Source organism: Sphingomonas sp. DMC6 (assembly GCF_056314225.1).
Window position 1 is genome coordinate 104,311 of sequence record NZ_JBQUYT010000003.1, and the last position, 26,531, is coordinate 130,841.

Sequence of the window (26,531 nt, forward strand, 5' to 3'; positions counted from 1 at the left end):
GCGGCTATTGCTGCTGGGGCTGGCCCTCTTGCTGGCAGCGTTCCGGATGCTTGCGGCATTCCTTTTCACGCTTGCGCATCGCCCGGCCGCGGTTGCGATCGGCCTCGTCCTGGCTGGTCGTCGTCCAGTCGACGACCTTTGCGCCGGCCTTGACCGGCATGGTCGCCACTTTCGCCGCAGTCTTCACCACGCATCCCCCCGCCAGCAGCGGCACGAGCAACAGGGCGGGGAACGGGATGCGCATGACAGAAGCCTTACTGACCGGACGCGGCGAGGAACCTATCCCGTGCCGGCACGCCGATGGAAGGGAAATCGGTGAAGAAGCCGTCGATCCCGGCCTTCAAAAAGGCGGTGATTTCATCCGCGAGCCGGCCATGCGCCGCCGGATCGGTGCCGGTGCGATAGGCGGGCATCAGGAAGAAATTCTCGGCGCGGAAGGTCCAGGGATGGAGTTTCAGCCCCACTGCATGGGCATCGGCGACCAGCGTGCTCGGCGTGCCGTCAGTGGCGATGATCTGGGTCAGCTCCGGCCCGATGCCATAGGCATAGCTGGCAATCGCCTTCAGCCCTTCCGGGGTCGCCATTTCCTTGTAGCTGGCATAGGCATGGTCCGCCGGCCCCTCGCTGCCCGCCATGAGCTGGATCAGCCGCACCTTCGTCATCGTTTTCAGCATCTTGAGGTTGTTCACCTCGAACGACTGGATGAACACCGGCGCATCCGGGCTGTCCCAGCCGGCTTCCTTCAGCTTCGCGACCAGCCGGGCCTCGAGCGGCAGGCCGATCGAGGCGAAATAGCTGGGGTGCTTGGTTTCGGGATAGATGCCGATCGTGCGGTGCAACCGCGCCGATTCCTTCTTCGCCAGCGCAATGATCTCGTCCAGCGTCGGGATGGTCGCCTGGCCGTCATAGGCGGTGTTGCCGGGGCGGATCTTGGGCAGCCGCTCCTTAGCCCGCAGCGTCTTCAGCTCGGCCAGCGTGAAATCCTCGGTGAACCAGCCGGTGATCGCCTCGCCGTCGATCGTCTTGGTCGTCTTGCGGCTGGCGAATTCGGGATGCGCGGCGACATCGGTGGTATCGGCGATGTTGTTTTCGTGACGGGCCACGAGCGCGCCGTCCTTGGTGGGCACCAGATCGGGCTCGATCACGTCGGCGCCGCTGTCGATCGCGCGCTGGTAGGACAGCAAGGTATGTTCGGGCCGCTCGCCGCTGGCACCGCGATGGCCGATGACGATGATGCGGGGCATGGGCTTTTCCATCGGATGATCCTGCCCGAACGCGGCGGCGGGCGCCATCAGCATCATCGCAAGCAACAGCAATCTCGTCACGAAACTCTCCTTTGGCTAAGCGGTTAGGACGCGGATGTGACGGGAGCGGGACAATTGGCCGACAACGACAGCATATTGGCGGCAGCCGATGCCTGGCGCGGCGCGCGCATGGCGCTGGCAACCGTGGTGTCGACCTGGGGCTCGGCACCGCGCCCGCGCGGCAGCCATTTGCTCGTCCATGAAGACGGGCGGTTCGAAGGATCGGTTTCCGGCGGCTGCGTCGAAACCGATATTTTGCAGACTGCCGCAGAGGTGATTGCCGGCGCCCCGGCGGTCATGAAGGAATATGGCGTTGCCGACGCAGCGGCGTGGGAAGTCGGCCTGCCGTGCGGCGGCAAGATCGCGGTGCTGGTGCAGCCGGTATCCGACGAAGGTTTCCCGCCAGACCTGTTCGATGCGATCCGCGCCGCACGGGCCGGGGGACGGTCGCTAACGGTGGGAACCGACCTGGCCACCGGCCGCAGCACCATGGGAGGCGAAGGCTTTATCCATCGCTATGCCCCGCCGCGGCGCCTGCTGATTGTCGGCGCGGTGCAGATCGCGCAGGCGCTGGCGGGGCTGGCGCGCGAGCTGGGCATCGCCACTACGGTGATCGACCCGCGCGGCCGCTTCCTGACGAGCGAGCGCTTCCCGGGCGTGGCGCTCGACGATCGCTGGCCGGACGAAGCGGTTGCGGCGCTCCGGCCCGACGCGGCGACCGCGCTGGTGACGCTGAGCCACGACCCCAAGATCGACGATGCGGCGCTGATTGCCGCGCTTGCGGCGCCGACCGGCTATGTCGCGGCACTCGGGTCGCGGCGCAGCCATGCGGCGCGGCTGGAGCGGCTGACTGCCGCAGGTGTGGCGCCGGAACAGCTTGGCCGTATCGAAGGGCCTGCCGGCCTCAACATCGGCGCAATCGGTCCGGCAGAGATTGCCCTTTCGATCGCCGCCGCCATGGTGCAGCGTTTCCGTGCTGACGCCTGAAACCACCGCACTCGTGCTGCTCGCCGCCGGACGCTCTCGGCGGTTCGTCGACGGCGACAAGCTGGCCGAGCTCTATCTCGGCCAGCCGCTTGCCTTCCATGTCGTCACCGCACTTGAGAACATGCCGTTTCTCGCCCGCATCGCCGTGGTGTCGGACACGGCGCTCGATTTCTCCACGCGCGGCTTTCGCGTGATCGAGAACCCCGATCCCGCATCCGGCCAGGCCCAGTCGCTGCGCTATGGTGTTGCCGCGGCCGAGGCGGTGGACGCGCAGGCAGTGCTGGTCGCGCTTGCCGACATGCCGCGCGTAACGGCGGCGCAATGCTACCGCCTGTTCGATGCCTCGTCCGGCCCCTCCACGCTGGTTGCCTCCAGCGACGGCGTGCAGCCGATGCCGCCCGCTCTGTTCGGGCGCGATCACTTTGCTGCGCTGAGCGGGCTGGAAGGCGATGCCGGCGCGCGGACACTCATTCGCCGGGGCCGCCATGTCGTCACCCGACCGGAAGAACTGGTGGATATCGACACGCGCGAAGACCTGGAGGCATTTCGCGCGCGCGAAGCGGGCGAAGCTATTCGTGCCGCAATGCGTCGATTGGATTGAGCGCGGCGGCGCGGCGGGCCGGAAAAAAACCGAACACGATTCCGATCAGCGCCGAAATCGCAAAGCTCAGCAGGTTGATCGACAGATCGAACTGGAACGGCAGATGCGCCAGCGTCGCCAGCCCCCAGGAAGCGAAAAAGGCCAGACCGACGCCGACCAGCCCGCCAAGGCAGGAAAGCGCAATCGCCTCGACCAGGAATTGCAGCAGCACTTCCTTGCCGAGCGCGCCGATCGCCAGCCGGATGCCGATCTCGCGCGTCCGCTCGGTCACCGACACCAGCATGATGTTCATGATACCGATGCCGCCGACGAGCAGGCTGACCGCGGCAATGGCCGCAACGAACAGCGTCATCTGGGACATCTGCTGCTGGATCGTAGAGGCGAACTGGGCGCTGTCGAAAATGTCGAAATTGTCAGGCTGGCCGGGGGAGAGATGGCGGCGCTCGCGCAGCAGCCCGACGAGCGCGTTCTTCACGCTCTCGGTGTCATAGCCCTTGGCCACCGCCACCTGAATCGCCAGCACATTCTGGTTGCCGACGAAGCGGCGCTGCACGGTCTTCATCGGCAGCACCACGGTGGAATTGACGTCGTTGAACCCGGCATTGTCGCGCTTCTTGAGCACGCCAACCACTTCACAACTTACCGTGCCCAGCCGGAATCGCTGGCCGACCGGATCTTCATTGGCGAAGAGATTGCTGCGGATGTTATCGCCGATGATGCACACCGATTTGCCGGCGCTCTGCTCGGCATCGGTAAAGCGGCGGCCGCCGGTGAATTCCAGATTCTGCGCGTCGAAATAGTCGTTGCTGGTGCCGGTGATCGAGGCCGTCCAGTTCTGCGCGTTGCGGACCGCCAATGCCGACGCCGATGCCTGGGGCGCGACGGCGCTGACGCCACTCACCTGCTGGCGGATCGCCAGGATATCGGCGTTTTCAAACTGCGGCGGGTTGGTGCCGCCGCGCCGCCCGCCGCTCGGGAAGACGGTCAGCGTATTGTTGCCCAGCGAGCTGATCGACTGCTGCACCGAAGCGGAAACGCCGTTGCCGAGCGTGACCATGGTGATGACTGCAGCGACGCCGATAATGATGCCGAGCGTCGTCAGGAACGAGCGCAACAAATGCCGTCGGATTTCGCGCAGTGACAGGAGCAGCGTGGTGAACAGCATCGCTCAGGCCCCCATCGCAGTACCGGCGGGGATTTCGGTCCGCTCGACCAGCCCGTCCTTGAAATGCACGATGGTCTTGGCGAAAGCCGCCATATCGGGTTCGTGGGTGACCATCAGCACGGTGATACCCAGTTCGGCATTGAGCTGCTGGAGCAGCTTCATGATTTCGACCGAGCGTTCGCTGTCGAGATTGCCCGTGGGTTCGTCGGCGAGCAGCACATCGGGCCTGGTCACGATCGCGCGGGCGATCGCGACGCGCTGCTGCTGGCCGCCCGACAATTCGGCGGGCGTATGGTCCGCCCAGCGATCGAGCCCCACTTGCGCCAGCGCCGCCATGGCCGCCTCGCGCCGCGCGCGGCGATGCTCGCCGCGATACAGCAGCGGCAGCTCGACATTCTCCAGCGCCGTGGTGCGGGCGAGCAGGTTGAAGCCCTGGAACACGAAGCCGAGATAGCGGCGGCGCAGATAGGCGCGCTGGTCGCGATCCAGCTTCTCGACATGGACGCCGCGGAACAGATAGGCGCCCCCGGTCGGCACGTCGAGGCAACCGAGAATGTTCATCGTCGTCGATTTGCCCGAGCCCGATGCCCCCATCACCGCCATGAAGGCACCCGGCTCGATCGTCAGGTCGACGCCTTTCAACGCCTGAAACGCCGTCGGCCCTTCGCCGAACGTCTTGGTGACGCCCTGCAGCTGGATGAGCGGCTCGCCCATGTCAGTCCTGATCGTCCTTGGCGGGCTTGGCAGGACCATTGGCCTGAACACCGACGATTACCTTCATGCCGGGCTTCAACTGCGCGCTCGTCACTGCGGTGCGGCTGCCGTCGCTCGGGCCGGTCACGACATCGACCTTCTGCGGCTTGCCGTCCTTGCCCACGACATAGACTGTCTGATGGCTGCCACGGCCGATCGACTTTTGCTGATCCTGCCGGCGCGGGCCGAACTGGACCTGCACGCCGGCCTTGGCGCCGGCTTCCTCCGGCGTGAAGCGCAGTGCGCCATTGGGTACCATCAGCACATTGTCGAGCTTCTCGACGCCGATCGTCGCGGTCGCGGTCATGCCCGGGCGCAGCGTCAGGTCCGGATTGGTGACCGACAATATCGCTGCGTAGGAAACGACCTGATTGGAGCTGCTGGTCGTGCCGCTGCTGGTTGCCGAGCTGCTCGACGCCGTCGAGGCGGTCAGGTTGGAACCCAGATCGACGCGGGTGATCTGCGCCGGAAAGGTCCGGCCGGGAAACGCATCGACGGTAAAGCTGGCAGGCTGCCCGACCTTCACCGACCCGACATCGGCTTCGTCGATCGCCACCTCCAGCTTCATCTGCGTGAGATCACGGGCGATCACGAACATCGTCGGGGTGCTGAACGAAGCAGCAACCGTCTGGCCGGCATCGACCTGACGCGCGAGCACGACGCCGTCCACCGGCGAACGGATGATCGATTTGAACCGCTGCGTCTGGTTCGACGACAACGATGCCTGGGCAGAAACGACGTTCGCCTGGGCCGCGCGCAGATTGGCGCGGGCGCGTTCCACGGCGGCGCGGGCAGTATCCAGTTCGGTCTTGGCCGGCACCTTGCCGCCCGACAGCCGGCTCACTTCCTCCATGCGCCGAAGCTGGGCGACCGACTCGTCCAGCGTCGCTTGCGCCTGCGCCACCGCCGCCTGGTTGGCGAGCAGCGTTGCACGGCTCTGGGTAATCGCGTCGTCAAGCCGCGACGGATCGATGATCGCGATGGGTTGCCCCTCTTTCACCCGATCATTGACGTCGACCAGCACCTTGAGGACGAGGCCGGAGATTTCCGAGCCCACCGTCACCTGCCGCGTCGGCGCCAACCGGCCCGTTGCCGACACGGTGACCGCGAGCGCACCCTTTTCGGCGGGCACCGTGATGTAGCTGGGCGGCGGCTTCGGCGCGAAGCAGCGCGAGACGAGCAGCCCGAGCACCACTACCACGACGGCGATGATGATCCAGCGCAGGTTGCGCCGCCACCAGGGTCGCCGCTTGGTGCCCAGAAAGGCGTTCAGTTCCGGTGTTTCACTGGCCATCGGCGGAGCTGCCTGTCGTCGTGGGGAGGGGTTGGGTGGGGGCGTTGCTGCTGTCCCAGCCGCCGCCAAGGGCGACATAGAGCTGGATCAGCGCAGTCGCCTGTTCGGATTCGGCCTGGGACAAGCCGTTCTTTGCCGAAAGCAGGGCGCTTTCGGACTGGTTGAGGGTGGTGAAATCGGTAAGGCCGGAGCGGTAGCGCATCCGCGCGAGCAGCGCCTGGTTGTTGGCTGCTTCCAGTGCGCTACGGAACTCGGTCTCGCGGAGCTGGGCCGCCTGTAGAGCCACGATCGCGTTTTCGATGTCCTCCAGCGCCTTCAGCACACTGGCCTTGTAGGTGAGGAAGGCCCCATCAGCGGCGGCACGCGCGGCGCGCACCTGACTGCGCGTGCGGCCGGCATCGAAGATGGTCTGGGCGATGTTGGCGAACAATCTGCCGGTAATCAGGTCGACCACCGATTCGAGCGAGGCGCTGCCGCTATTGAGGCTGCCGCCGATCGACAGGTTGGGATAGAGTTGCGCCGCCGAAACGCCGATCCGCGCGGTCGCGGCGGCCAGGCTGCGCTCGGCGGAGCGTACATCCGGGCGCTGGCGCAGCGCATCGGCGGGAATACCGGCAGCCACGCTCGCCGGGCCGCGCGGAATCGGCCGACTCGCCTCCAGCATCGGCCGCAGCGCGCCCGGCGCCTGCCCGGTCAGCACACCCAGCCGCGCAACATAGCCGGCATAGCTGGTTTCCAGCTGCGGAATGGTCGCTGCGGTCTGCGCCCGTTGCGCCCGCGCCTGCTCGGCATCGAGCGACGAGACCAGCCCGGCCTGCACGCGCCATTCGGCGATCCGCAGATTTTCGTCCTGGATCGTCAGACTTTCGCGGGCATTGGCAAGCTGCGCCTGCGTCAGCCGCGCCAGCACATAATTTCGTGCCGTCTCCGATTCGACCGACAGCAATACCGTCGCCTGGTCGAAACCAGCTGCTTCATAGGCAGCGCGGGCGGCATCGACGCCGCTGCGTACGCCGCCGAACAGATCGACCTGGTAGCTGGCATCCAGCCCCAGCGAGAAACTGCTGGTGCCGCCCTGCGAGAAGGAGGCGACCGTTCCGTCGGAGAGGCGCGTGGTGGTGGTGCCACCGCGGATCGGCTCGCTGCGCGAATAGCCTGCCGAGCCACTCAGCGTCGGCATCAGCCCCGCACGCGCCTGTACCAGCGATTCGCGCGCCTGACGCAGCCGCACCACGGCCTGGCCGATGTCGAGATTGGCGGTCTGCGCCTTTTCGACCAGCTGCCCCAGCATCGGATCATCGAACCGCCCCCACCAGCGGCCGAGGTCCTCCCGCGCCTTCTGGTCGGCAGCGACCGAGAAACTGTCGGGTACCCCCAGCGCCTGCGCGGTCTGGGGATGATAGGGGGGGCCCATCGTACAGCCCCCCAGCGGCGGCACCGTGCACAGCAACAGAGCGATCGCGCGACGTGTCATGGCGTTATACATGACTGATACGCGCGCCCGTTTCCAGCGGAAACATTCATTTCCGTAACGATCCTGCGGCACACGCCGGCTTGCCTATTGCCCACCCCCGCTCCTAGATGCGCCGCGACCAGGAGGGGTCTGATGAGCGATAGCGTGTATCCGGTGCCGGAAAACTGGGCGAAGCATGCCCGTGTCGACGCCGCAGGTTATGAAAAACTCCATGGCCGTTCGCTCGCCGACCCCGGCAGCTTCTGGCTCGAACAGGCACGCCGGCTCGACTGGATCAAGCGCCCCGAAATTGCCGGCGACTGGTCGTTCGACGAGCGCGATTTCCATATCCGCTGGTTCGCCGATGGCCGGCTGAACGTTGCCGCCAACTGCATCGACCGCCACCTGGCCAGCCGCGGCGGCCAGACCGCGATCCTGTGGGAGCCCGACGATCCCGCCGAGGAACCGCGCCGGATCACCTATCTCGAACTGTACGAACAGGTCTGCCGCTTCGCCAATGTGCTGAAGGCACAGGGCGTGCAGAAGGGCGACCGCGTCACCATCTATATGCCGATGATCCCCGAGGCGGCCTTCGCGCTGCTCGCCTGTGCGCGGATCGGGGCGATCCATTCGGTGGTGTTCGGCGGCTTCTCGCCCGAGGCCCTGGCCGGCCGCATCGTCGATTGCGACAGCAGCGTCGTCATCACCGCCGACGAGGGCCGTCGCGGCGGCAAGCGCGTGCCGCTCAAGGCCAATGTCGATGCCGCCCAGGCCCATGCGCCGGGCGTGAAGTCAGTCATCGTCGTTCGCGCTACCGGCGGGAATGTGGCGATGCAGCCGGGCCGCGACATCTGGTATCACGAAGCGGCCGCGCAGGTGCCGGCCGACTGCCCCGTCGAGCCGATGGGCGCTGAAGACCCGCTGTTCATCCTCTATACCTCGGGATCGACCGGCAAGCCCAAGGGCGTGCTCCATTCCAGCGGCGGCTATCTGCTGTGGGCGGCCTATTCGCACGAGCTGGTGTTCGATTACCGGCCCGGCCAGGTCTATTGGTGCGCGGCCGATATCGGCTGGGTCACCGGCCACAGCTATATCGTCTATGGTCCGCTCGCCAATGGCGGCATCACGCTGATGTACGAAGGCGTGCCCAACTGGCCCGACGCCAGCCGCATCTGGCAGGTGGTCGATCGCCACAAGGTCGAGATTCTCTACACCGCCCCCACGGCACTGCGCGCGCTGATGAAGGAAGGCGATGATTTCGTTACCCGCACCAGCCGCAAGTCGCTCAAGCTGCTCGGCTCGGTCGGCGAGCCGATCAATCCCGAAGCCTGGCGCTGGTATCATGAGGTGGTAGGCGAAGGGCGCTGTCCGATCGTCGACACCTGGTGGCAGACCGAAACCGGCGGCCACATGATCACGCCGATGCCCGGCGCGGTGCCGCTGAAACCGGGTTCGGCCACCTTCCCCTTCCCCGGCGTCGATCCGCAGATCGTCGATGCCGACGGCAACGTCCTGCATGGGCCTGCCGAGGGCAATCTGGTCATCGCGCGGAGCTGGCCGGGACAGATGCGCACCGTCTGGGGCGATCACGAACGCTTCTTCCAGACCTATTTCACCACCTATCGCGGCAAATATTTCACCGGCGACGGCTGCCGCCGCGATGCCGATGGCTATTACTGGATCACCGGCCGGGTCGACGACGTGATCAACGTCTCCGGCCACCGCATGGGCACCGCCGAAGTCGAAAGCGCGCTGGTGCTGCACGACAAGGTCGCCGAAGCGGCGGTGGTCGGCATGCCGCACGACATTAAGGGGCAGGGCATCTATGCCTATGTCACGCTCAATGCCGGCGTGACGGCGGACGAGGCGCTGCGCAAGGAGCTGCGCGACTGGGTGCGCAGCGAAATCGGCCCGATCGCCACGCCCGACGCGATCCAGTTCGCGCCCGGCCTGCCCAAGACCCGCTCCGGCAAGATCATGCGCCGCATCCTGCGCAAGATCGCCGAAGGGGACACCAGCAATCTGGGCGACATCTCGACCCTCGCAGATCCGGCAGTGGTAGAAGACCTGCTCGCGAACAGGGTGGGGTAACGAAAGGGCCGTTAACCCATTTTGCAGCGTCAGGCGGTAGCATGCAGCCGTGCGCCGCCTGATCGCCCTGCTGCCCTTTGCGCTGTTGCCGGTCGCGCTGTTCCTGCTGTTCTTTCACCCTGCGATTCTCGACCCCGGTGCGATCGCGTGGCTGCTGCGCGGCACCGACAATGGCGAAAATGCGCTGGGCCTCCACGCCTATCTGCACGACAGTGCCGCGGGGTTTTCGCTGCGCACGGCGCTGCTCGGCGCACCGGAAGGCGTGCCGCTGCTGTTCACCGACAGCAATCCGCTGATCGGATTGCTGACCCGCCCCTTTGCGCCCCTCCTGCCAGCCGATACGCAATTTGTCGGCTGGTGGTTCCTGCTATGCCTGATGCTCCAGGCAGGCTTTGCACACGCGCTGCTCCGCCGCCACGCCCCCGATCCGCTGGCGCTCTGGGCAGGGACCGCGCTGCTGTGCCTGTTGCCGACGCTGTTCAACCGGATCCTTCACGCCAATCTGTTCGCCCATTGGCTGATCCTGTGGGCATTGTGGCTGCACCTTGAGCCGCGCCCGGCACAGGACCGGCGCTGGCTGCCGCTGCTGGCGGTTACCACGCTGGTGCACAGCTATTTGCTGGTGATGGTCGGCGCACTCTGGGCCTGCTCCACCTTTGCCCGAACCATCGACAGCGAAGCCAGGGCGCGCGCCAGAACGATCGCGGGTGCATGCGCGGCGTTGCTGCTGGTGGCGGCGCTCGCATGGTGGCTGGGGGCCGGCGGCAACTATGTCCGCGCCGGCAATTACGGCGCCTTCGCCATGCCGCTCGACGCGCTGGTAAATCCCGCCAACCCGTCCTTCTCGACGCTTTTACCCGCCACCCCCCAACGCCCCGGTCGCGATTTCGAGGGCTTCCAGTATCTCGGCGCAGGCCTGCTGCTGATGCTGGTTTTCGCGGCGTGCATCGCCTGGCGCTTTCCGCGCACAACCGCCGAACGCGCGATGCATGCCCGCATCGCCTGGCTTGCCCCGGCCCTGATTGCTTTGACGCTGCTTGCGATCAGCACCTATCCCGACATCGCCGGGCACAAGCTGCCACGCATGGCGCCGCCGGCGATTCTGGCGCCCGCGCTCGACATGGTTCGCGCATCCGGCCGGCTGTTCTGGCCGGTCGCTTATGTACTGGTGCTCATCGGACTGGTCGCGATTTTTCGACTGGGAACACGGCGTGCCGGGGCAGTGCTCGCGGCGCTCGTCATGCTCCAGCTTGCCGACATGTCCGGCATGGTGGCAGCGCTGCGCACGCTGAGCGCGTCACCCGCGACCCCGTACGTCCGCACCGCCGATCCCGGCTGGGCAGGCGCCATCGCGCAGGCAAAGGATGTTGCCTTTCTTCCCGCCGATCCGACGCGCGACCTCGAGCTGTTCCAGGAAGTCGCATGGCGCGCCACGTCGCTCGGCAAGCCCGTGCGGGCGGTCTATGCCGCCCGTACCTCGCGCACCATGCTCGCGCAGTCGGCCACCGACCTCGCCGCCTTCCAGGCCGGGCAGATCGCGTGCGGCAGGCTCTACATCCTCCTGCCCGACGTGCAGGTGCCTGCACCGCTTCGCCCGGTTACGCTCGACGGGACTCGAGTCTTGCTGCCTCGCGCGTGCCCGGCCGGATCCCATCCCGCCCGGATATGATTGACATACGCGCCTGACTGGCTTGGGATCGGCGGAAATAGCGGAGCCTTGCCATATGGGTCGCCTGTCTCGCCTGTTCCTGCCCTGTCTGGCCGCGGCGTGGTTTGCCGCACATCCGGCTGCCGCGCAGGAACACCCCCCCGAGCACAAGAGCGACTGGCCCGGCCTGGTGTCGGGCGACGATGGGATCGACGGTTTCGATGGGGGGCCGGAGTTGCAGCGCGGGCGCCCGGCCGCTGCGATGCTGGCCGAGCATCGCCGGTTCGACGCCGCACTCGCGACGCTTCAGCCCGAGCGCAAGGGCGTGGTCGATGCCTATGTGCTCAGCATCGCGCTCGACAGCGATCCGGTGTTCAGCCGCGAGGCACGCGAGGCGGGCAAGGTGCTGTCGCGGCGCTTCGATGCCGCCGGGCGGACGCTGGTGCTTGCAGGGCCGGACGGGCGTGGCGGCGCGGTGCTGCCGCAGGGTAGCCTGACGACACTGGCGCTGGCGCTGGCGCGCATCGCCGAACTGATGGACCGCAAGCAGGACGTGCTGGTGCTCTACAGCACCAGCCACGGCGCCCATGATGCCGGCATCGCCTATCATGACGGCGACCAAGGCTTCGGCATGTTGTCGCCGAAACGGCTGGCTGAGCTGCTCGACGGGCTGGGTATCCGCAACCGCGTGCTGATCCTGTCTGCCTGTTATTCGGGCGCGTTCGTGCGCGGGCTGATGAGCGACAGCAGCGCGATCTTCACCGCTGCCTCCTCGACCCGTTCCTCCTTCGGTTGCCGGGCCGAGAATGACTGGACCTTTTTCGGCGACGCGCTGATCAACCACGCGCTGCGCAAGCCGCAGCCGCTCGCCGATGCGGCGCGAGAGGCGCGCCAGATGATCGGCGGGTGGGAACGCGCCAATGCGCTCGAGCCGTCCAACCCGCAAATCTATGTCGGCGACCATGTCGCGACCTGGCTCGGCCCGCTCGAAGCGCGCATGCCGAAGGTGCCGACCCAGCCGGTCGGCGCCCCCGCCACCGATGCCCTGAAACCGTGAAGCCCTGAAGTGCGGAACCGCCGCACCGGCTCACTGGTTGCAGCGGCCATGTTCCAGTCCCAAGACGCGCAGCGCACGCAAGCTTCCACGCCGCTCCAGCGCTATCCGCTGCTCGCCGCGCCGCATCTGCGGCTGCAGGGGCCGGTGGATGCGACGATGTATGCCAGCTTTCGCGACCAGCTTCTCGCCGCGCCCCAGGAAGGGCCGCTGGTCGTCTCGCTCTCCACGCTGGGCGGAGACCCCGAGATAGCCCGGCTGATGGCCGACGAACTGCGGCTGCTGCGCGACCATAGCGGGCGCGAGATGCTGTTTCTGGGCAAGGTGGCGGTCTATTCGGCCGGCGCCACGTTCATGGCCAGCTTTCCGGTGCACCAGCGCTTTGCGACGCGGGGCACGCGGATCATGGTGCATGAGCGACAGATGGCGAGCACGCTGCAGCTTTCCGGCCCGCTTCGCTCGCTCACCGCGATACTGAAGGCCAAGCTGCACGAGATCGAACATTCGATCCTGATCGAGGAAGAGGGGTTTCGCGACCTGGTCGCCGGTTCCCGGATCGATTTCGACGAGGTTTGCCACCGCGCGCCCGCCAACTGGTATATCGAGGCCGAAGAGGCCCGCGATCTCGGCCTGATCCTCGACGTGATTTAACGCCCGCGCGCGGCCGCGATCCAAAGGACACTTGCGCTGCGAGCGCGAAAGGCATAGCCCGCGCCGCAAAGAGAGGCCTCGCGCCGAAGCGAAAGAGGAAGTTTCAGGAATGGCCGAATTCCGCCTGCCCAAGAACAGCCGCATCACCAAGGGCCAGGAGCACAAGGCGAGCCCCGAGGCCAAGCGGGTCAAGAAGTTCAAAATCTATCGCTACGATCCGGATTCGGGCGAGAACCCCCGCTATGACACGTTCGAGGTCGATCTCGACGAATGCGGCCCGATGGTCCTCGACGCGCTGATCAAGATCAAGGGCGAGCAGGATTCCTCGCTGACCTTCCGCCGTTCGTGCCGCGAGGGCATTTGCGGTTCCTGCTCGATGAATATCGGCGGCAAGAACGGCCTCGCCTGCACCACCGCGATCGAAGACATCAAGGGCGAGGTGCAGATCACCCCGCTGCCGCACATGGACGTGATCAAGGACCTGGTCCCCGATTTCACGCACTTTTACGCGCAGTACGCCTCGATCAAGCCTTGGCTGCAGACCGTCACCACCACGCCTTCGGGCAAGGAGCGACTGCAAAGCCCGAAGGACCGCGAGAAGCTCGACGGCCTCTATGAGTGCATCCTGTGCGCCTGCTGCTCGACTTCGTGCCCGAGCTATTGGTGGAACAGCGACAAGTTCCTTGGCCCGGCGATCCTGCTTCAGGCCTATCGCTGGCTGGCCGACTCGCGCGACGAGATGACCGGCGAACGGCTCGACCAGCTCGAGGATCCGTTCCGCCTCTATCGCTGCCACACGATCATGAATTGCGCGAATGCCTGCCCCAAGGGCCTGAGCCCGGCCAAGGCGATCGCCGAGATCAAGAAGATGGAAGCCGAGCGCGTTCTTTGAGGCGTGCTCCTCTTCGATGAAATGGTTCCGAGCTGCCAGGCCACCCGGCCCGGCGGCTCGTTCTTTTTGGTGATGCCTTTCCGATGACCCGCGTTCTCGATCGCTACCGCGCACTCATCTCCGCAGGCGAGCTTCGCCCCGATCGGGAGCAGGAAGCAGCGGCCGCCCGGCTGGACGCGCTGGCGGGGGAACTGGAGGCCGCGCCGCGCAAGGGCAGCGTGTTGTGGAAGCTCGCCGGCCGCAAGCCGGCGGTGCCGCGCGGGCTATACCTGTGGGGGGATGTCGGTCGCGGCAAGTCAATGCTGATGGACCTGTTCTTCGACAGCCTCGCCATCCAGCGCAAGCGCCGCGTCCATTTCCACGAATTCATGCTCGAAGTGCACGAGCGGCTGAATGAACAGCGGCAGAAGGACACTGCCGATCCCGTCACCGCCGTCGCCGATGCGCTGGCGAGCGACACGCGGCTGCTCGCCTTCGACGAGCTGGTGGTCAACAATCCGCCCGACGCAATGATCCTGTCGCGGCTGTTCACCGCGATGATGGCGCATGGCCTGACGGTGGTCGCCACCTCCAACCGCCCGCCGCGCGACCTCTACAAGGACGGGCTCAACCGCCAGCTCTTCCTGCCCTTCATCGACCTGATCGGCGAGAAGATGGATGTGCTCGCGCTCAACGGTCCGGTCGATTATCGGCGCGACCGGCTGGGCAGCGTCCATACCTGGCTGGTGCCGAACGGACCGGAGGCGACCGCCGAACTTTCCGCCGCCTTTTTCCGCCTGACCGACTACCCCGTCGAAGACCGCGCCCGCGTGCCCGCCTGCGACGTGCCGGTGCAGGGCGGGCGGCAGGTGCATGTGCCCAAATGCGTGAAAGGCGTGGCAGTCTTTTCGTTCAAAAGGCTGTGCGGCGAGGCACGCGGTGCGCCCGATTATCTGGCGGTTGCACGGCGCTTTCACACCGTCATTCTGGTCGGCATTCCCAAGCTGGGGCCGGAAAACCGCAACGAGGCCGCGCGCTTCGTCACGCTGATCGACGCACTGTACGAGCACAAGGTCAAGCTGCTCGCCGCCGCCGATGCCGAACCCGAGCATCTGTACGAAACCGGGGACGGCCGGTTCGAGTTCGAACGTACCGTCAGCCGGCTATTGGAAATGCAGTCGGACGATTATCTCGCCAAGGGGCATGGCGAGGGCTGACCCTTTGCACGGCTAGTCCGCGTCCTGCGAGACCAGCAGCTTGTCGATCTTGCGCCCGTCGAGATCGACGATTTCGAACCGCCATCCCTGTTCGGTGAACGTCTCGCCCTCGCCCGGCAGGTGCTTGAGCACCGCCAGCGCCAGCCCGGCGACCGTGGCATAATCGCGATCCTCGGGCAGCTCGATGCCCAGCCGGTCTGCCAGCGCGTCGGCGGCGGTCGCGCCGGCTACCAGCAGCGATCCGTCCTCGCGCTCGACGATGTTGGGATTGTCGCCGGGTTCGGCGTCGGACGCAAATTCGCCGGCAATCGCCGCCAGCAGGTTGGCGGGCGTGACGATGCCTTCAAAATGGCCGTACTCGTCATGGACCAGCCCCATAGGCACATCGGCCTGGCGGAGCGCCGTCAGCGCATCCATCGCATCGACCTGATCGGGCAGAATCGGCGCGCGACGCATCAGCTTGCGCAGGTCGAGCGGCTCGCCCCGGAACAGCGCGGCGGCAATGTCGCGCGCCTGCACCACGCCGATCACCGCATCGATCGATCCCTCCGCCACGGGCAGGCGGGTGTGCGGCGTCGCCAGCAGTTCCTCGCGAATGCCTGCGCCGTCCAGATTCACGTCCAGCCAGTCGACCTGGGTGCGCGGCGTCATCACTTCGCGGACCGGGCGGTCGGCGAGGCGCACCACGCCAGAAATAATCGAGCGTTCATGCTCCTCGATCACCCCCGATTTGCTCGCCTCGGCGACGATCAGATGGAGCTCCTCGGCAGTGACGCGATTCTCCGATTCGCGCTTCATCCGGAGCAGGCGGAAAACCAGCCCGCTGGTCGAATCGAGCAGCCAGACAAGCGGCGCCGTGATCCACGACAGCCACAGCATCGGCACTGCCGCCACGGCGGCAATCGGCTCGGGCGAGCGAAGCGCGAATTGCTTGGGCACCAGTTCGCCGACCACCAGCGAAGCAAAGGTGGTTAGGCCGATCACCAGCGTAATGCCCAGCGTATGCGCCGCCTCCGCACTGAGGCCCAGGCCTTCGAGCCGCTGCGACACCGGTTCGCCCAGGCTGGCGCCCGAATAGGCACCGGCAACGATACCGATCAGCGTGATGCCGATCTGCACGGTCGACAAGAACTTGCCGGGATCGGCGGCGAGCGTGATCGCCGTCTGTGCGCCGCGATTGCCGATGCGGGCCATCGCCTCCAGCCGCGCCGGGCGCGCCGATACGATCGCCAGCTCCGACATCGAAAAAAGGCCGTTCACGGCGATCAGCACAAGGATGATCGCGACGTCGATCCAGGGGAAAGAAGCGCTCATGGTGCAGTGCTTCCATATCCGCAGCAGCGGCCAGTTAACAACCTTCCGTGACCACGAATATTTTCAGCGGCGTGCCGCAAAGAAGTCGCGCAGCAGCGCCGCCGCCTCGCCTTCGCCGATTCCGGCATAATATTCGGGGCGGTGATGGACCGTCGGCTGGCCGAACAGGCGCGGTCCATGCTCGACGGCGCCGCCCTTGGGATCGGGGGCCGCGTAATAGAGCCGGGCGATGCGGGCATGGGCAATCGCGCCGGCGCACATGGCGCAGGGCTCCAGCGTCACCCACAGGTCGCAATCCTCCAGCCGCTCGCGCCCGAGCAGCCGGGCAGCCTCGCGAATCGCCAGCATTTCGGCATGGGCGGTCGGGTCATGCAGCGCGCGCGGCGCATTGGCGGTGGCCACCAGCACGCGCCCCGCATGGACGATCGCCGCACCGACCGGCACTTCGCCGGCGCTGGCGGCGGCGGCGGCCGCATCGAGCGCGGCGCGCATCGGGTCCGGAAGCGGGAACATGGCCCCGCTTAACGCCGGTGCGGCCGCAGGTCACGCCCTGCGCCCGGTTATTGTGCCGGCGTCGGGCTGGCCGCCGGGCGCACCTCCACCTTCGGGAGCGCGACCTCCTTGTCCTTCATCTCGACCGTGGGCACGCGCACCGTGTCGTTTGATTCGCCGACATGCACCGATCCGGTTTCGGCCGAGACGCTGGGAAACCGCCCGCCGCTGATGTTGAGGTTCAACATGCCGGTGGCGATCAGAATCACCACCACGAGCAGGATGATTCCCGCCAGCGCCAATATTGCTCGCATCCTCGTTTCCCCATATCGTTACTCTTGCACAACGCCGCAATCCGGGCGCTGGTTGCGCGGAAGTTCGAGCATGGACAGCGTGAATCGGTTGACGCCGCTGCGCATAGGCGCTATCGGCGCGGCCTTTCCGGCTTATCGGCCAAAACTCAGGATTTGAAGCGATGTCGCGCATTTGCGAGCTGACCGGCAAGGGCCGGCAGGTGGGACACAATGTTTCCCACGCCAACAACAAGACCAAGCGCACCTTTCTGCCGAACCTGCAGAATGTGACGCTGATCTCGGATTCGCTCGGCAAGAGCATCCGTCTGCGCGTGTCGACGCACGGCCTGCGTTCGGTCGAGCATGTCGGCGGCCTGGACAACTGGCTGCTGAAGAGCCGCGACGAAGATCTGTCGCTGCGCGCCCGTCGCCTGAAGCGCGAAGTGCGCAAGGCGACCGCCGGCACCGCCGCCGCGGCCTGATTCGGTCCGAACGGCTGACCCCGGCCCGCTCCCGCCGATGCGCGGGGGCGGGCTGAGTCGTGTCTGGTGAAGGTGGGCGGGAGTCGTTCCGCAGAACGGCTGCTCTATAAATCCAGCCGGAACTTCAGCAGCAAGGTCTGCTGCCACCACTGCGCATTGTCGTCGGAAACGATCCACAGGATCGTCGCACCACCTTCGCGGGTGACTGCCAACCCTTCGAAATTGTCATGCTGCACCGGCGGCGCGAAGGTCGCGATGGTACGGCCACGCAGCACCTGGCCAGCGTGCAATCCGCGAATGTCGACCAGTTCGAGCTTGGCCGTAAACAGCTGCGACAGCGAGATCTTGCGCGTCAGCACCAGCAGCCGCCCGCCGGGCAGCGCCGCCGCGTCGCTGGGATCATAGCCGGGCGGCGGCACATAGGTGAGCGACAGCGGCCTGATGCCGCGCGCGGTAGGATCGCCGGGAAACAGCAACGCGCGCCGCTCCGCCTGATGGCCGGGGCCATCGGGCCGCGTCGTCTCGCTGATCACCAGAAAACGCCCGTCGGGCAGGCGCGCCATCGATTCGGCACCGCCATTTTCCGACCAGTCGCGCATTTCGGGCGGATGGGTGACAGCCTCGCCGCGCGTAAACGCGGGATCGTAGCGCCAGATCGCGTTATGGCCTTCGAACCCGACCCAGAATCGGCCGCTCACCGGATCGCGGGCCAGCGACTCCGAATCGCGGTCCCCCTGCCTTGCGCCGATGCCCGGGCCGGCGGGCAGATCGAGAAACTGGATGTCGAACGGCCGCCAGTCAGCTCCCATGCGGAAGCGCACCAGATTGCCGCGGTCACTGAGCATCGCGAAGCGGTCCCCGTCCACCACCAGTGCGGAAAAGCCGGAAAAGGCCAGATCGCGGCTCACCAGTTGCGCGCCGCCCAGATAGGTCAGCGCGCCGAGCCGGACCCGCTGCGGATCATGCCGGTCGAGCGGCAGTCGAATCGCATCGAATTCAGCGACATCGCCCAGCACCGGGCGGCGATCCTTGTCGGAGGCGGTGAGACAGAATAGCGCCAGCACAACCGGCGGGAGGAACAGGGTACGAAGCCGGAGGCGCATGGCCTCTCATAGCGGCTTCGCACCGCACGGCCACGCCCAATCCGCGGCGCCGAATTATGAACGTACGATAACCATCCCGTTCAGGATAGAATCAAGGGAACTGCGCTACATTGCAGGTGTTGTTGGCGTAGAAATTCTCTCGCGTTGCGTATCGAGAGGCATCGGGGGCCGGCCCACACAGGGCTGGCCCCCTTTGTTTTCAGTACATGTGCTGGCCGCCGTTGATCGACAGGGTCGAACCGGTGACGAAACCCGCTTCTTCCGAGCACAGGAACGCCACGCCGCGCGCAATCTCGCTCGCCTGGCCCAGCCGGCCGACCGGAATTTTGGCGACGATCTTTTCCAGCACGTCGGCCGGCACCGCCGCCACCATGTCGGTGTCGATATAGCCGGGCGCGATGGCGTTAACGGTCACGCCAACCCGCGCGCCTTCCTGCGCCAGCGCCTTGGTGAAGCCGTGGATGCCCGACTTTGCAGCGGCATAGTTTACCTGACCATATTGGCCCGCCTGGCCGTTGATGGAACCGATATTGACGATGCGGCCCCATTTGCGCTCGCGCATGCCCGGAAATACCGCGTGCGCCATGTTGAAGCAGCCGCCCAGATTGATGCGGATCACTTCTTCCCACATGTGGCGCGTCATCTTCAGGATGGTGCCGTCGCGGGTAATGCCGGCATTGTTGACGACGATATCGACCGGGCCCAGCGCCGCCTCGACCGCCATCACACCTTCGGCGCAGGCATCGAAATCGCCGACATCCCATTTGAATGCCTTGATGCCGGTGCGTTCGGTGAACGCCGCTGCCTTCTCGTCATTGCCGGCATAGTTGGCGGCGACCGTCACGCCTGCCTCCTTGAGCGCGAGGCTGATCGCCTCACCGATCCCGCGGGTACCCCCGGTCACGATCGCTACGCGTGCCATGTACGTCCTCTCCTTTTGATCCCAAAAAGGTCAGGCCGGATGTATCCAGCCGGCAAGTTCACGCCCGATCAGATGGCGCAATAGCTCCATGCCGGGTTCGCTGTCATTGAGACAAGGCAAATATGCCAAATCGGTGCCTGTTGCCGCCAGGAAGGTTTCGCGGCCGCGGATCGCCAGTTCCTCCAGCGTTTCGAGGCAGTCGGCGGAAAAGCCCGGCGCGACGATGGCGACGCGGCGGATGCCCTTCGCAGGAAGGCCGGCAAGCACCGTATCCGTGGCGGGCTCCAGCCATTTGGCACGGCCGAACCGCGACTGGAAGGTGACGATCAGTTCGCGCCCCAGCGCCTCGCCCAGCAGGCGCGCGGTCTTGCGGCAATGGCAGTGATAGGGGTCGCCCAGCTCCAGCGTACGCTGCGGCATGCCGTGAAAGCTGGCCAGCACCGCGTCGGGGGTGAAATCGAGCGCGGCCAGCCCCGCCTCCACCTGCGTCTTCAGCGCGTCGATATAGGCAGGATCGTCATGATAGGGCGGCAGCGTGCGCAGTGCCGGCTGCCAGCGCATCTTCGCCAGCGCAGTAAAGGCGGCATCGTTGGCGGTCGCAGTCGTCGCCGCGCAATATTGCGGATAGAGCGGCGCCACCAGAATCCGCTCGCAGCCCTGCGCCTTGAGGGCCTGCAACCGCTCGCCGATCGCCGGCCGGCCATAGCGCATCGCATGCTCGACGAGCACGTCCGGCCCGAAGGCGCCCTGCAGCTTCTGCGCCTGCGCGCGTGTGATGGCGGCGAGCGGCGATCCGTCCTCTCGCCAGACCTGCGCATAGGCGTGCGCCGATTTCTTTGGCCGGGTGCGCAGGATGATGCCGCGCAGGATCGGCTGCCACAGGAGCGGCGGAATTTCGACGACGCGGCGGTCGGACAGGAACTCGCCCAGATAACGCTTCACCGCCCCCGGATCGGGCGCGTCGGGCGTGCCGAGATTGACGAGCAAGACGCCGATGCGGCGCGGCGGAATCGCGGGATGATCGGCAGGCAGGGTCATTCGGCGTCCGATATCAGGGGAAGGCGGCGAAAGCGCGCGCCGGTTGCGGTCTGCAGGGCGTTGGCGATGGCGGGGGCGACCGGCGGCACCGCCAGCTCGCTCACCCCGCCCGGGTCCGACCCGCTGGCGATGATTTCGACGGTGATGTCGGGCGCATTGGCAAGCGTCGGCAGGTCGAGATCGGCAATCTCACGCACATCGGCAACATTTTCGCTGAAGCCGGTCGAGCCCCCCAGCGCCGCCGCCATGCCGAAGATCAGCCCGCTTTCGATCTGCTGTGTGACGAGATCGGGGTTTACCACCCGGCCGCAATCGACCGCGGCGACCAGCCGCTCGACCACCACCTGATTTTCCGAATTCAGCCGCGCTTCGGCCATCACGGCAATGTAGGAATCGCGAAAGGCGTGGCAGGCGATCCCCTGGCCGCTGCCGGGCGCCCCGCCCTGCCAGCCGCCGAGCTGCGCCGCAGTCTGCAGGCAGCGGGCGAGCCGCGGTTCGCCGCCCAGCATCGCCATGCGGAACGATAGCGGGTCGAGATTGGCGACATGCGCCAGCTCGTCGACAAAGCTTTCCGTGAAGAAGCAGGTGTAGCTATGCGCGCCCGAGCGCCAATAGCCGGTCGGCACGCCGATCGACGCAGGGTGATGATCGACTGCGTAATTGGGGATGGCGTAGGAAGGCACGGCACCCGCCACTGCAGCGGGATCGCCGCCGCCGCCGGGGAGGGTGAGCGCGGTGGCGACGACCGCATCCCCCGCCATCAGGCGCGCGGCCAGCTCGCGGCCGGTATCGGGCGCAGCAATCTTGGCGAGCCAGCCGGAAATCGCGCCGCGCCCGTCGAGCTTCGCCGTCAGCCGCCCACCTGCCGCCGGGCGGAACCGGTCGCGACGGAAATCCTCGCCGCGCGGCCAGGTGAGCTGCACCGGCCGCTGCACCGCGCGCGATAGCAGCGCCGCCTGCACCGCCACGTCATGCTCCAGCCGTGCGCCGAACCCGCCCCCGCCCAGCGTCGGATGGACGATGACCCGCGCGGCATCGATTCCCAGCGCCCGCGCGACGGCGTCGCGGGTGAGCGCCGGCGCCTGCGTCGCGAGCCAGAGCGACAGCCGGCCGTCAGCCCAGGACGCGGTGCAGCTCATCGGCTCGAGCGGCGCGTGCAGCGCCAGCCCGACGCGATATTCGGCCGACACCACGCGGGCGTCGCGGAAATCGGTGGCCAGATCGCCCTTTTGCGCCATCCGCGTGCCGTTCGCATCAAAGGCGCCGGACAGGGCCGCCTCGATCGAATCATCGTTGATGACGTCGGCCGGCCGGCGGAAACGCGGCCGCATCGCTTCCACGGCGCGGTCGGCGGCCCACCAGTCGGTGGCGATCACAGCGGCCCATTGCTTCGTCGTCACGACCGAGAGTACGCCCGGCAGCCGCTTCGCCGCTGCCTGATCGGCGCGCACCAGCTCGGTATCGCCCACCGGGCCCTGGCGGATCGACGCGAACACCATGCCGGGCAGGCGTACATCGGCGGCGAAATTGGCGCTGCCGTCCAGCTTGGGCGGCGCATCCAGCCGGTGCATGGCGCGGCCATAGAGCCGCCCGCTCTGATCGCCGCGCAGCGCCACCCGGACCGGCACGCGCTCGCGGATGGCCTCCGCCGCGAGTTCGCCGAAGCCGAGCTTCTGCGCACCGTGGACGACGGTGCTGCCAACCGTGCCGCACGCCTGCCAGTCGACACCCCAGCGCCGCGCCGCCGCCTTGCACAACAGCACGCGCGCGGCCGCGCCTGCCTGACGCAGCGGCGCTTCGAACGTACGCACCGAGGTCGAGCAGGCCGTCAGCATCAGCGACGTGCGCGCGGCATGGGTTTCGCGCAACTGCTGCGGCAGCCGGCCCAGCGCCGATTCGAACAGCGTGTCCGCAGCCAGCGGATTGGCATAGGCAGGATTGATCGGCGCCGCTTCCACCCCCACCCGGTTCCAGTCCGCGCCCAGCTCATCGGCCAGGATCTGCGGCAATGCGGTGTATACGCCCTGGCCGAGCTCCGCCTGCGGCACCGCAATGGTGACATGGCCGTCGGTGCCGATCTTCAGCCAGGCGCCGAACACCGTTTCGCCCGGGTCGGCGGTCAGATTGCCGGGGAAACTGCGCGGCCACAGCGCATAGGCAACGACCAGCCCGACACCGGCCCCGCCGCCGATCAGCAGCGAACGCCGGTCAATCTTTATCCGCTTGCGGGGTTCGAGCGCCATCGCCCCGCTCTATCGCGCGTCGGCGCAGGATGCCAGCCACGTGCTGCTCCGGCCGAAATAGGCGTGGGATGAAGCCGGGTCTTGGGTTACGCCGCGTTTGTCTCTATCGCAGTCCCGGCAACCTTCCCGGGGATCGACCAACCGTGCTGACCACCCTGCTTGCCGATGCCGGCAGCCACCTGCATTTCCACGACCTGCACCTCAATCCGGTGGCGATCAATCTCGGCTTCTTCCAGATCAAATGGTATTCGCTGGCCTATATCAGCGGCATCCTGCTCGGCTGGTGGTATCTGCTGCGCCTGCTCGCCCAGCCGGGCGCGCCGATGGCGCGGCGCCATGCCGACGATCTGGTCTTTTATGCGACGCTGGGCATCATCGTCGGCGGGCGGCTGGGCTATGTGCTGTTCTATGCGCCGGAAATGCTGGGCAATCCACTCCAGATGCTGATGCTGTGGGAAGGCGGCATGTCGTTCCATGGCGGCGTGATCGGCACGATGATCGGCATCATCGTGCTCGCGCGCATCCACAAGCTCGATTGGCTGCGCATCCACGACTATGTCGCCTGCTGTGCGCCCTTCGGCCTGTTCTTCGGCCGCATCGCCAATTTCGTGAACGGTGAGCTGTGGGGCCGCCCGGCGGACGTGCCCTGGGCGATCGTCTTCAGCGGCACCGTCGGCGCCGGCCAGGTCGAACCGGCGCGCCACCCCAGCCAGCTCTACGAAGCCGGGCTGGAGGGCATCGCGCTGTTCGCAGTGCTGTGGTTCTTCTTCTGGCGCACCGATTCGCGCTATCAGCCCGGCAAGCTCGTCGGCATCTTCCTGCTCGGCTATGGTCTGTGCCGCTTCTTCGTCGAATTCTTCCGCGAACCCGACCGCCAGCTCGTCTGGCTGGTGCAGGCAACCGGGCTGCACATGGGCCAGTGGCTGTGCCTGCCGATGATCGCCGGCGGCATCTTCCTGATCGCCACCGCCAAGGGCCGCCGCAAGCGCGTCGAGCCGATCACCGGCGAGAGCGTCGCCTGACCCCAATGCCGGGCGACAATCCCCTGGACGCGCCGGCGGAGGAGCGGCGCGACAATGCGGCCGCGCCGCTGCTCGCCGAACGGCTGGCGCGCGCGATCACGCTGGCGGGGCCGATTCCGCTGTCGCAGTTCATGGGCGCGGCCAACGCCCATTATTATGCCACCCGCGACCCGCTGGGCGCGCGCGGTGACTTCACCACCGCGCCCGAAATCAGCCAGATGTTCGGCGAACTGATCGGACTGTGGCTGGCCGATCTGTGGGACCGCGCCGGGCGCCCCGCCGATGCCCGCTATGTCGAATTCGGCCCCGGCCGGGGCACGCTCGCCGCCGATGCGCTGCGGGCCATGGCAAAGGCCGGGCTGGCCCCGCCGGTCGATCTCGTCGAAACGAGCCCGACGCTCCGCGCCGCCCAGAAGGACCGCGTGCCGCAAGCCGAATGGTATCTCGATCTGGTCGGGCTGCCCGACGACGCGCCACTGCTGGTCGTCGCCAACGAATTTTTCGATGCCCTGCCGATCCGGCAACTGGTGGCGACCGGCCAGGGCTGGCGAGAGCGGCTGGTCGCCTGCCAGGACACGCTGTTCCTCCCGATCGCCGGCGACCGCGGCTTCGATCCGATCATCCCGCCCGCGCTGCGCGATGCGGCACCGGGTTCGATCCTCGAAACATCGCCCGCCGGCGTCGCATTGCTGCGCGCGCTGGGCCAGCGGCTGATGGCGCAGGGCGGCGCGGCGTTGATCATCGACTATGGCTATGAAGGCCCGGCGATCGGCGACACGCTGCAGGCAGTGCGCGGCCACACCTTTGCCAACCCGTTTGCCGATCCGGGCGAGGCCGACCTGACCGCCCATGTCGATTTCGGCACGCTGAAGGAAGCCGCCGAGGCCGAGGGACTGACCGTACACGGGCCGGTGACGCAGGGCGATTTCCTGAAGGCGCTGGGCATCGATGACCGCGCCCGCGCGCTCGCCAGGACTGCGCCGGAACGCGGCGACGCGATCGCCGCCGACCGCAACCGCCTGGTGGCCGAGGACCAGATGGGCTCGCTGTTCAAGGTGCTGGCGATCACCGCACCGGGATGGCCGGTGCCGGCGGGCTTCGCATGATCTTCCGCGACGCCGGACCGGCCGACGCCGCTGCGATCGACGCACTGTTCCGCGCAAGCTTCGCGGCAACTTTCGCGCACCTCTATGCCCCCGAGGATCTGGCGACATTCTTTGCGCGCGTCACGGTCGGGAGCTGGGAAACAGAACTCGCCGATCCGGGCTTTGCCTTCCGCGTCGCCGAGGATGGCGAGGGACTGGCCGGCTATTGCAAGCTCGGCCCGATCAGCCTGCCCGCGAGCCCCGAAGGCGCCGCGCTCGAACTGCGCCAGCTCTATCTCGACGAGCGCGCAAAGGGCACCGGCGCAGCGCAGGCGCTGATGGATTGGGCACTCGCCACCGCCCGCGCACGCGGCGCGCACGAGCTCTGGCTCTCGGTCTATATCGACAATCACCGGGCGAAGCGCTTCTACGAACGCTATGGCTTTGAGGATCGCGGCCCTTATGCGTTCATGGTGGGCAATCATGCCGATGAGGACCGACTGATGCGGCTGGCACTATGAGCGATGTCGAAGTGATCCGTGCCGCCGCGCTGGACGGCGTGGCGCACGGCTTTCTGGGCCGTAGCGGCGGCGTGTCGCAGGGCGTGGTCGCGGGGCTGAATGTCGGCACCGGATCGCAGGACGATCCCGCCGCCATCGCCGAGAATCGCCGCCGGGCGGTGGCGGCGGTGCGGCCCGGCGCGCGGCTCGCGACGGTCTATCAGGTCCATTCGGCCGACGCCGTGACGGTGCTTGCACCCTTTGAAGAGGATCTGCGCCCGCGCGCCGACGCGCTCGTCACCAATCAGCCGGGGCTGCTGCTCGGCATCCTGACGGCCGATTGCGCGCCGGTGCTGCTGGCGGATCGCGAGACTGGCGTGATTGGGGCTGCTCATGCCGGGTGGAAGGGTGCGCTCGGCGGCGTCACCGATACGACGATCGCGGCGATGGAAGCGCTCGGCGCCCGGCGCGAGCGCATTGCCGCGGCAGTCGGCCCGTGCATCGCACGCGCCAGCTATGAAGTGGATGCGGGCTTTTTCCGCCGCTTTGCCGAAAGCGATCCGGCGAACGAGCGCTTCTTCGCCGATGGCCGGCCCGAGCATTTCCAGTTCGACCTGGAGGCCTATGTCGTCCACCGGCTCGCCGCCGCCGGGCTGCGCACGATCGAGGCACTGGGGCTCGACACCTATGCGCACGAAGGGCGCTTCTTCAGCTTCCGCCGCGCCACCCATCGCGGCGAGCCCGATTATGGCCGCCAGATCAGCCTGATCGGCCTGCCCGGCTGAAACCCCGAGCCGGCTGCTGACCGCAGCCTGCAACATCCGCATGCCATGCGACGTTTGCATCGGAAGGCCGCTTCCGGCGCTGCACGGGCTTTGCTTGCGCGGACAATCCGCTAAGATCGTTTCAATTGATACGATTGCCGCTGGTGGCACCACAGGAGAGACG

At 66.9% G+C, this 26,531-nt stretch carries 26 protein-coding genes; 13 read left to right on the forward strand and 13 right to left on the reverse strand.

Translation table 11 applies throughout. From position 1 onward, the window contains the following. Positions 1 to 4: 4 nt before the first annotated feature. Together ACT53M_RS07780 and ACT53M_RS07785 are read right to left on the reverse strand one after the other, a co-directional pair. A complete protein-coding gene (locus ACT53M_RS07780; RefSeq protein ID WP_476232530.1) occupies positions 5 to 244 on the reverse strand; it encodes a hypothetical protein in 240 nt (79 codons plus the stop codon). Between the two features lie 10 nt (positions 245 to 254). Beyond that, complete coding sequence (locus tag ACT53M_RS07785) at positions 255 to 1,301, reverse strand: glycerophosphodiester phosphodiesterase (RefSeq protein ID WP_476233223.1); 1,047 nt, start codon at positions 1,299 to 1,301, stop codon at positions 255 to 257. A gap of 78 nt (positions 1,302 to 1,379) precedes the next feature. Between ACT53M_RS07785 and ACT53M_RS07790 the strand changes: the two genes are divergently transcribed. Further along, entirely contained in the window at positions 1,380 to 2,291 is a 912-nt protein-coding gene (locus ACT53M_RS07790; protein WP_476232531.1) for an XdhC family protein, read from the forward strand. Continuing rightward, positions 2,278 to 2,892 (forward strand): nucleotidyltransferase family protein, encoded by a 615-nt coding sequence (locus tag ACT53M_RS07795; RefSeq protein WP_476232532.1) that lies wholly within the window; start codon positions 2,278 to 2,280, stop codon positions 2,890 to 2,892. The genes ACT53M_RS07790 and ACT53M_RS07795 overlap by 14 nt, the downstream gene beginning before the upstream one ends. Here ACT53M_RS07795 and ACT53M_RS07800 read toward each other — a convergent pair. The 4 genes from ACT53M_RS07800 to ACT53M_RS07815 are packed head-to-tail and all read right to left on the reverse strand — an operon-like array spanning position 2,861 to position 7,578. Beyond that, positions 2,861 to 4,057 (reverse strand): ABC transporter permease, encoded by a 1,197-nt coding sequence (locus ACT53M_RS07800; RefSeq protein WP_476232533.1) that lies wholly within the window; start codon positions 4,055 to 4,057, stop codon positions 2,861 to 2,863. The two genes, ACT53M_RS07795 and ACT53M_RS07800, sit on opposite strands and share 32 nt — an antisense overlap. A 3-nt stretch (positions 4,058 to 4,060) precedes the next feature. Beyond that, positions 4,061 to 4,771, reverse strand: a complete 711-nt coding sequence (locus ACT53M_RS07805) for an ABC transporter ATP-binding protein (RefSeq protein WP_476232535.1) — start codon at positions 4,769 to 4,771, stop codon at positions 4,061 to 4,063. A gap of 1 nt (position 4,772) precedes the next feature. Then, positions 4,773 to 6,104: an efflux RND transporter periplasmic adaptor subunit gene (locus ACT53M_RS07810; protein WP_476232537.1), complete on the reverse strand. Its 1,332-nt coding sequence runs from the start codon at positions 6,102 to 6,104 to the stop codon at positions 4,773 to 4,775. Next, entirely contained in the window at positions 6,094 to 7,578 is a 1,485-nt protein-coding gene (locus tag ACT53M_RS07815; protein ID WP_476232539.1) for an efflux transporter outer membrane subunit, read from the reverse strand. The genes ACT53M_RS07810 and ACT53M_RS07815 overlap by 11 nt, the downstream gene beginning before the upstream one ends. A gap of 132 nt (positions 7,579 to 7,710) precedes the next feature. Between ACT53M_RS07815 and acs the strand changes: the two genes are divergently transcribed. The 6 genes from acs to zapE all read left to right on the forward strand — a co-directional run bounded on the left by acs (position 7,711) and on the right by zapE (position 15,089). Continuing rightward, the gene (gene acs, locus ACT53M_RS07820) at positions 7,711 to 9,648 is read left to right on the forward strand and encodes an acetate--CoA ligase (RefSeq protein WP_476232540.1); all 1,938 of its coding nucleotides are present in this window, start codon (positions 7,711 to 7,713) and stop codon (positions 9,646 to 9,648) included. 49 nt (positions 9,649 to 9,697) lie between these two features. Beyond that, positions 9,698 to 11,317, forward strand: coding sequence for a DUF6311 domain-containing protein (locus tag ACT53M_RS07825; RefSeq protein WP_476232542.1), 1,620 nt, complete (start codon positions 9,698 to 9,700; stop codon positions 11,315 to 11,317). Between the two features lie 55 nt (positions 11,318 to 11,372). Beyond that, positions 11,373 to 12,353, forward strand: coding sequence for a C13 family peptidase (locus ACT53M_RS07830; protein ID WP_476232544.1), 981 nt, complete (start codon positions 11,373 to 11,375; stop codon positions 12,351 to 12,353). Positions 12,354 to 12,401: 48 nt separating this feature from the next. Continuing rightward, the gene (locus ACT53M_RS07835) at positions 12,402 to 13,001 is read left to right on the forward strand and encodes an ATP-dependent Clp protease proteolytic subunit (RefSeq protein ID WP_476232545.1); all 600 of its coding nucleotides are present in this window, start codon (positions 12,402 to 12,404) and stop codon (positions 12,999 to 13,001) included. 109 nt (positions 13,002 to 13,110) lie between these two features. Beyond that, entirely contained in the window at positions 13,111 to 13,893 is a 783-nt protein-coding gene (locus ACT53M_RS07840; protein ID WP_476228627.1) for a succinate dehydrogenase iron-sulfur subunit, read from the forward strand. 83 nt (positions 13,894 to 13,976) lie between these two features. Further along, entirely contained in the window at positions 13,977 to 15,089 is a 1,113-nt protein-coding gene (gene zapE, locus ACT53M_RS07845) for a cell division protein ZapE (protein ID WP_476232546.1), read from the forward strand. Positions 15,090 to 15,101: 12 nt separating this feature from the next. Here zapE and ACT53M_RS07850 read toward each other — a convergent pair whose 3' ends face one another. The 3 genes from ACT53M_RS07850 to ACT53M_RS07860 form a co-directional block, all read right to left on the reverse strand. Beyond that, positions 15,102 to 16,403, reverse strand: coding sequence for a hemolysin family protein (locus tag ACT53M_RS07850; RefSeq protein ID WP_476232548.1), 1,302 nt, complete (start codon positions 16,401 to 16,403; stop codon positions 15,102 to 15,104). Positions 16,404 to 16,466: 63 nt separating this feature from the next. After that, positions 16,467 to 16,895: a nucleoside deaminase gene (locus ACT53M_RS07855; RefSeq protein ID WP_476233224.1), complete on the reverse strand. Its 429-nt coding sequence runs from the start codon at positions 16,893 to 16,895 to the stop codon at positions 16,467 to 16,469. 68 nt (positions 16,896 to 16,963) lie between these two features. Beyond that, complete coding sequence (locus tag ACT53M_RS07860) at positions 16,964 to 17,209, reverse strand: hypothetical protein (RefSeq protein ID WP_476232549.1); 246 nt, start codon at positions 17,207 to 17,209, stop codon at positions 16,964 to 16,966. Positions 17,210 to 17,370: 161 nt separating this feature from the next. Between ACT53M_RS07860 and rpmB the strand changes: the two genes are divergently transcribed. Beyond that, positions 17,371 to 17,670, forward strand: coding sequence for a 50S ribosomal protein L28 (gene rpmB / locus ACT53M_RS07865; RefSeq protein WP_476232550.1), 300 nt, complete (start codon positions 17,371 to 17,373; stop codon positions 17,668 to 17,670). A 104-nt stretch (positions 17,671 to 17,774) separates the two neighbouring features. Here rpmB and ACT53M_RS07870 read toward each other — a convergent pair whose 3' ends face one another. The 4 genes from ACT53M_RS07870 to ACT53M_RS07885 form a co-directional block, all read right to left on the reverse strand. Next, the gene (locus tag ACT53M_RS07870) at positions 17,775 to 18,773 is read right to left on the reverse strand and encodes an esterase-like activity of phytase family protein (protein WP_476232552.1); all 999 of its coding nucleotides are present in this window, start codon (positions 18,771 to 18,773) and stop codon (positions 17,775 to 17,777) included. Positions 18,774 to 18,972: 199 nt separating this feature from the next. Next, positions 18,973 to 19,695 carry an acetoacetyl-CoA reductase gene (phbB, locus tag ACT53M_RS07875; protein WP_476232553.1) on the reverse strand — a complete coding sequence of 241 codons (723 nt, stop codon included), beginning with the start codon at positions 19,693 to 19,695 and terminating at the stop codon, positions 18,973 to 18,975. A 30-nt stretch (positions 19,696 to 19,725) separates the two neighbouring features. Next, positions 19,726 to 20,733 carry a ferrochelatase gene (hemH, locus tag ACT53M_RS07880; RefSeq protein WP_476232554.1) on the reverse strand — a complete coding sequence of 336 codons (1,008 nt, stop codon included), beginning with the start codon at positions 20,731 to 20,733 and terminating at the stop codon, positions 19,726 to 19,728. After that, positions 20,730 to 22,976: a xanthine dehydrogenase family protein molybdopterin-binding subunit gene (locus ACT53M_RS07885; protein WP_476232556.1), complete on the reverse strand. Its 2,247-nt coding sequence runs from the start codon at positions 22,974 to 22,976 to the stop codon at positions 20,730 to 20,732. The genes hemH and ACT53M_RS07885 overlap by 4 nt, the downstream gene beginning before the upstream one ends. 143 nt (positions 22,977 to 23,119) lie before the next feature. Here ACT53M_RS07885 and lgt point away from each other — a divergent pair, with 143 nt between their 5' ends. Genes lgt through pgeF form a run of 4 tightly spaced genes read left to right on the forward strand, consistent with a single transcriptional unit; the run spans position 23,120 to position 26,368 of the window. Further along, positions 23,120 to 23,998 carry a prolipoprotein diacylglyceryl transferase gene (gene lgt, locus ACT53M_RS07890; protein WP_476232558.1) on the forward strand — a complete coding sequence of 293 codons (879 nt, stop codon included), beginning with the start codon at positions 23,120 to 23,122 and terminating at the stop codon, positions 23,996 to 23,998. Between the two features lie 5 nt (positions 23,999 to 24,003). Beyond that, positions 24,004 to 25,104 carry a class I SAM-dependent methyltransferase gene (locus ACT53M_RS07895; RefSeq protein WP_476232559.1) on the forward strand — a complete coding sequence of 367 codons (1,101 nt, stop codon included), beginning with the start codon at positions 24,004 to 24,006 and terminating at the stop codon, positions 25,102 to 25,104. Then, on the forward strand, positions 25,101 to 25,604 hold the full coding sequence (locus ACT53M_RS07900; protein ID WP_476232561.1) for an N-acetyltransferase family protein: 504 nt from the start codon (positions 25,101 to 25,103) through the stop codon (positions 25,602 to 25,604). Before ACT53M_RS07895 ends, ACT53M_RS07900 begins: the two co-directional genes overlap by 4 nt. Next, positions 25,601 to 26,368, forward strand: a complete 768-nt coding sequence (gene pgeF, locus ACT53M_RS07905) for a peptidoglycan editing factor PgeF (RefSeq protein WP_476232563.1) — start codon at positions 25,601 to 25,603, stop codon at positions 26,366 to 26,368. Before ACT53M_RS07900 ends, pgeF begins: the two co-directional genes overlap by 4 nt. Positions 26,369 to 26,531: the final 163 nt, after the last annotated feature.

What these genes read in the sequence shown, in the direction of transcription:
- ACT53M_RS07780 (WP_476232530.1), bottom strand. Translation starts at nt 244, where the DNA reads ATGCGCATCCCGTTCCCCGCCCTGTTGCTCGTGCCGCTGCTGGCGGGG.
- phbB (WP_476232553.1), bottom strand. Translation starts at nt 19,695, where the DNA reads ATGGCACGCGTAGCGATCGTGACCGGGGGTACCCGCGGGATCGGTGAG.
- ACT53M_RS07900 (WP_476232561.1), top strand. Translation starts at nt 25,101, where the DNA reads ATGATCTTCCGCGACGCCGGACCGGCCGACGCCGCTGCGATCGACGCA.
- ACT53M_RS07840 (WP_476228627.1), top strand. Translation starts at nt 13,111, where the DNA reads ATGGCCGAATTCCGCCTGCCCAAGAACAGCCGCATCACCAAGGGCCAG.
- ACT53M_RS07800 (WP_476232533.1), bottom strand. Translation starts at nt 4,057, where the DNA reads ATGCTGTTCACCACGCTGCTCCTGTCACTGCGCGAAATCCGACGGCAT.
- ACT53M_RS07830 (WP_476232544.1), top strand. Translation starts at nt 11,373, where the DNA reads ATGGGTCGCCTGTCTCGCCTGTTCCTGCCCTGTCTGGCCGCGGCGTGG.
- hemH (WP_476232554.1), bottom strand. Translation starts at nt 20,733, where the DNA reads ATGACCCTGCCTGCCGATCATCCCGCGATTCCGCCGCGCCGCATCGGC.
- ACT53M_RS07835 (WP_476232545.1), top strand. Translation starts at nt 12,402, where the DNA reads ATGTTCCAGTCCCAAGACGCGCAGCGCACGCAAGCTTCCACGCCGCTC.
- ACT53M_RS07860 (WP_476232549.1), bottom strand. Translation starts at nt 17,209, where the DNA reads ATGCGAGCAATATTGGCGCTGGCGGGAATCATCCTGCTCGTGGTGGTG.
- ACT53M_RS07805 (WP_476232535.1), bottom strand. Translation starts at nt 4,771, where the DNA reads ATGGGCGAGCCGCTCATCCAGCTGCAGGGCGTCACCAAGACGTTCGGC.
- acs (WP_476232540.1), top strand. Translation starts at nt 7,711, where the DNA reads ATGAGCGATAGCGTGTATCCGGTGCCGGAAAACTGGGCGAAGCATGCC.
- zapE (WP_476232546.1), top strand. Translation starts at nt 13,977, where the DNA reads ATGACCCGCGTTCTCGATCGCTACCGCGCACTCATCTCCGCAGGCGAG.
- ACT53M_RS07870 (WP_476232552.1), bottom strand. Translation starts at nt 18,773, where the DNA reads ATGCGCCTCCGGCTTCGTACCCTGTTCCTCCCGCCGGTTGTGCTGGCG.
- ACT53M_RS07885 (WP_476232556.1), bottom strand. Translation starts at nt 22,976, where the DNA reads ATGGCGCTCGAACCCCGCAAGCGGATAAAGATTGACCGGCGTTCGCTG.
- pgeF (WP_476232563.1), top strand. Translation starts at nt 25,601, where the DNA reads ATGAGCGATGTCGAAGTGATCCGTGCCGCCGCGCTGGACGGCGTGGCG.
- rpmB (WP_476232550.1), top strand. Translation starts at nt 17,371, where the DNA reads ATGTCGCGCATTTGCGAGCTGACCGGCAAGGGCCGGCAGGTGGGACAC.
- ACT53M_RS07895 (WP_476232559.1), top strand. Translation starts at nt 24,004, where the DNA reads ATGCCGGGCGACAATCCCCTGGACGCGCCGGCGGAGGAGCGGCGCGAC.
- ACT53M_RS07855 (WP_476233224.1), bottom strand. Translation starts at nt 16,895, where the DNA reads ATGCGCGCCGCGCTCGATGCGGCCGCCGCCGCCGCCAGCGCCGGCGAA.
- ACT53M_RS07810 (WP_476232537.1), bottom strand. Translation starts at nt 6,104, where the DNA reads ATGGCCAGTGAAACACCGGAACTGAACGCCTTTCTGGGCACCAAGCGG.
- ACT53M_RS07815 (WP_476232539.1), bottom strand. Translation starts at nt 7,578, where the DNA reads ATGACACGTCGCGCGATCGCTCTGTTGCTGTGCACGGTGCCGCCGCTG.
- ACT53M_RS07850 (WP_476232548.1), bottom strand. Translation starts at nt 16,403, where the DNA reads ATGAGCGCTTCTTTCCCCTGGATCGACGTCGCGATCATCCTTGTGCTG.
- ACT53M_RS07785 (WP_476233223.1), bottom strand. Translation starts at nt 1,301, where the DNA reads ATGATGCTGATGGCGCCCGCCGCCGCGTTCGGGCAGGATCATCCGATG.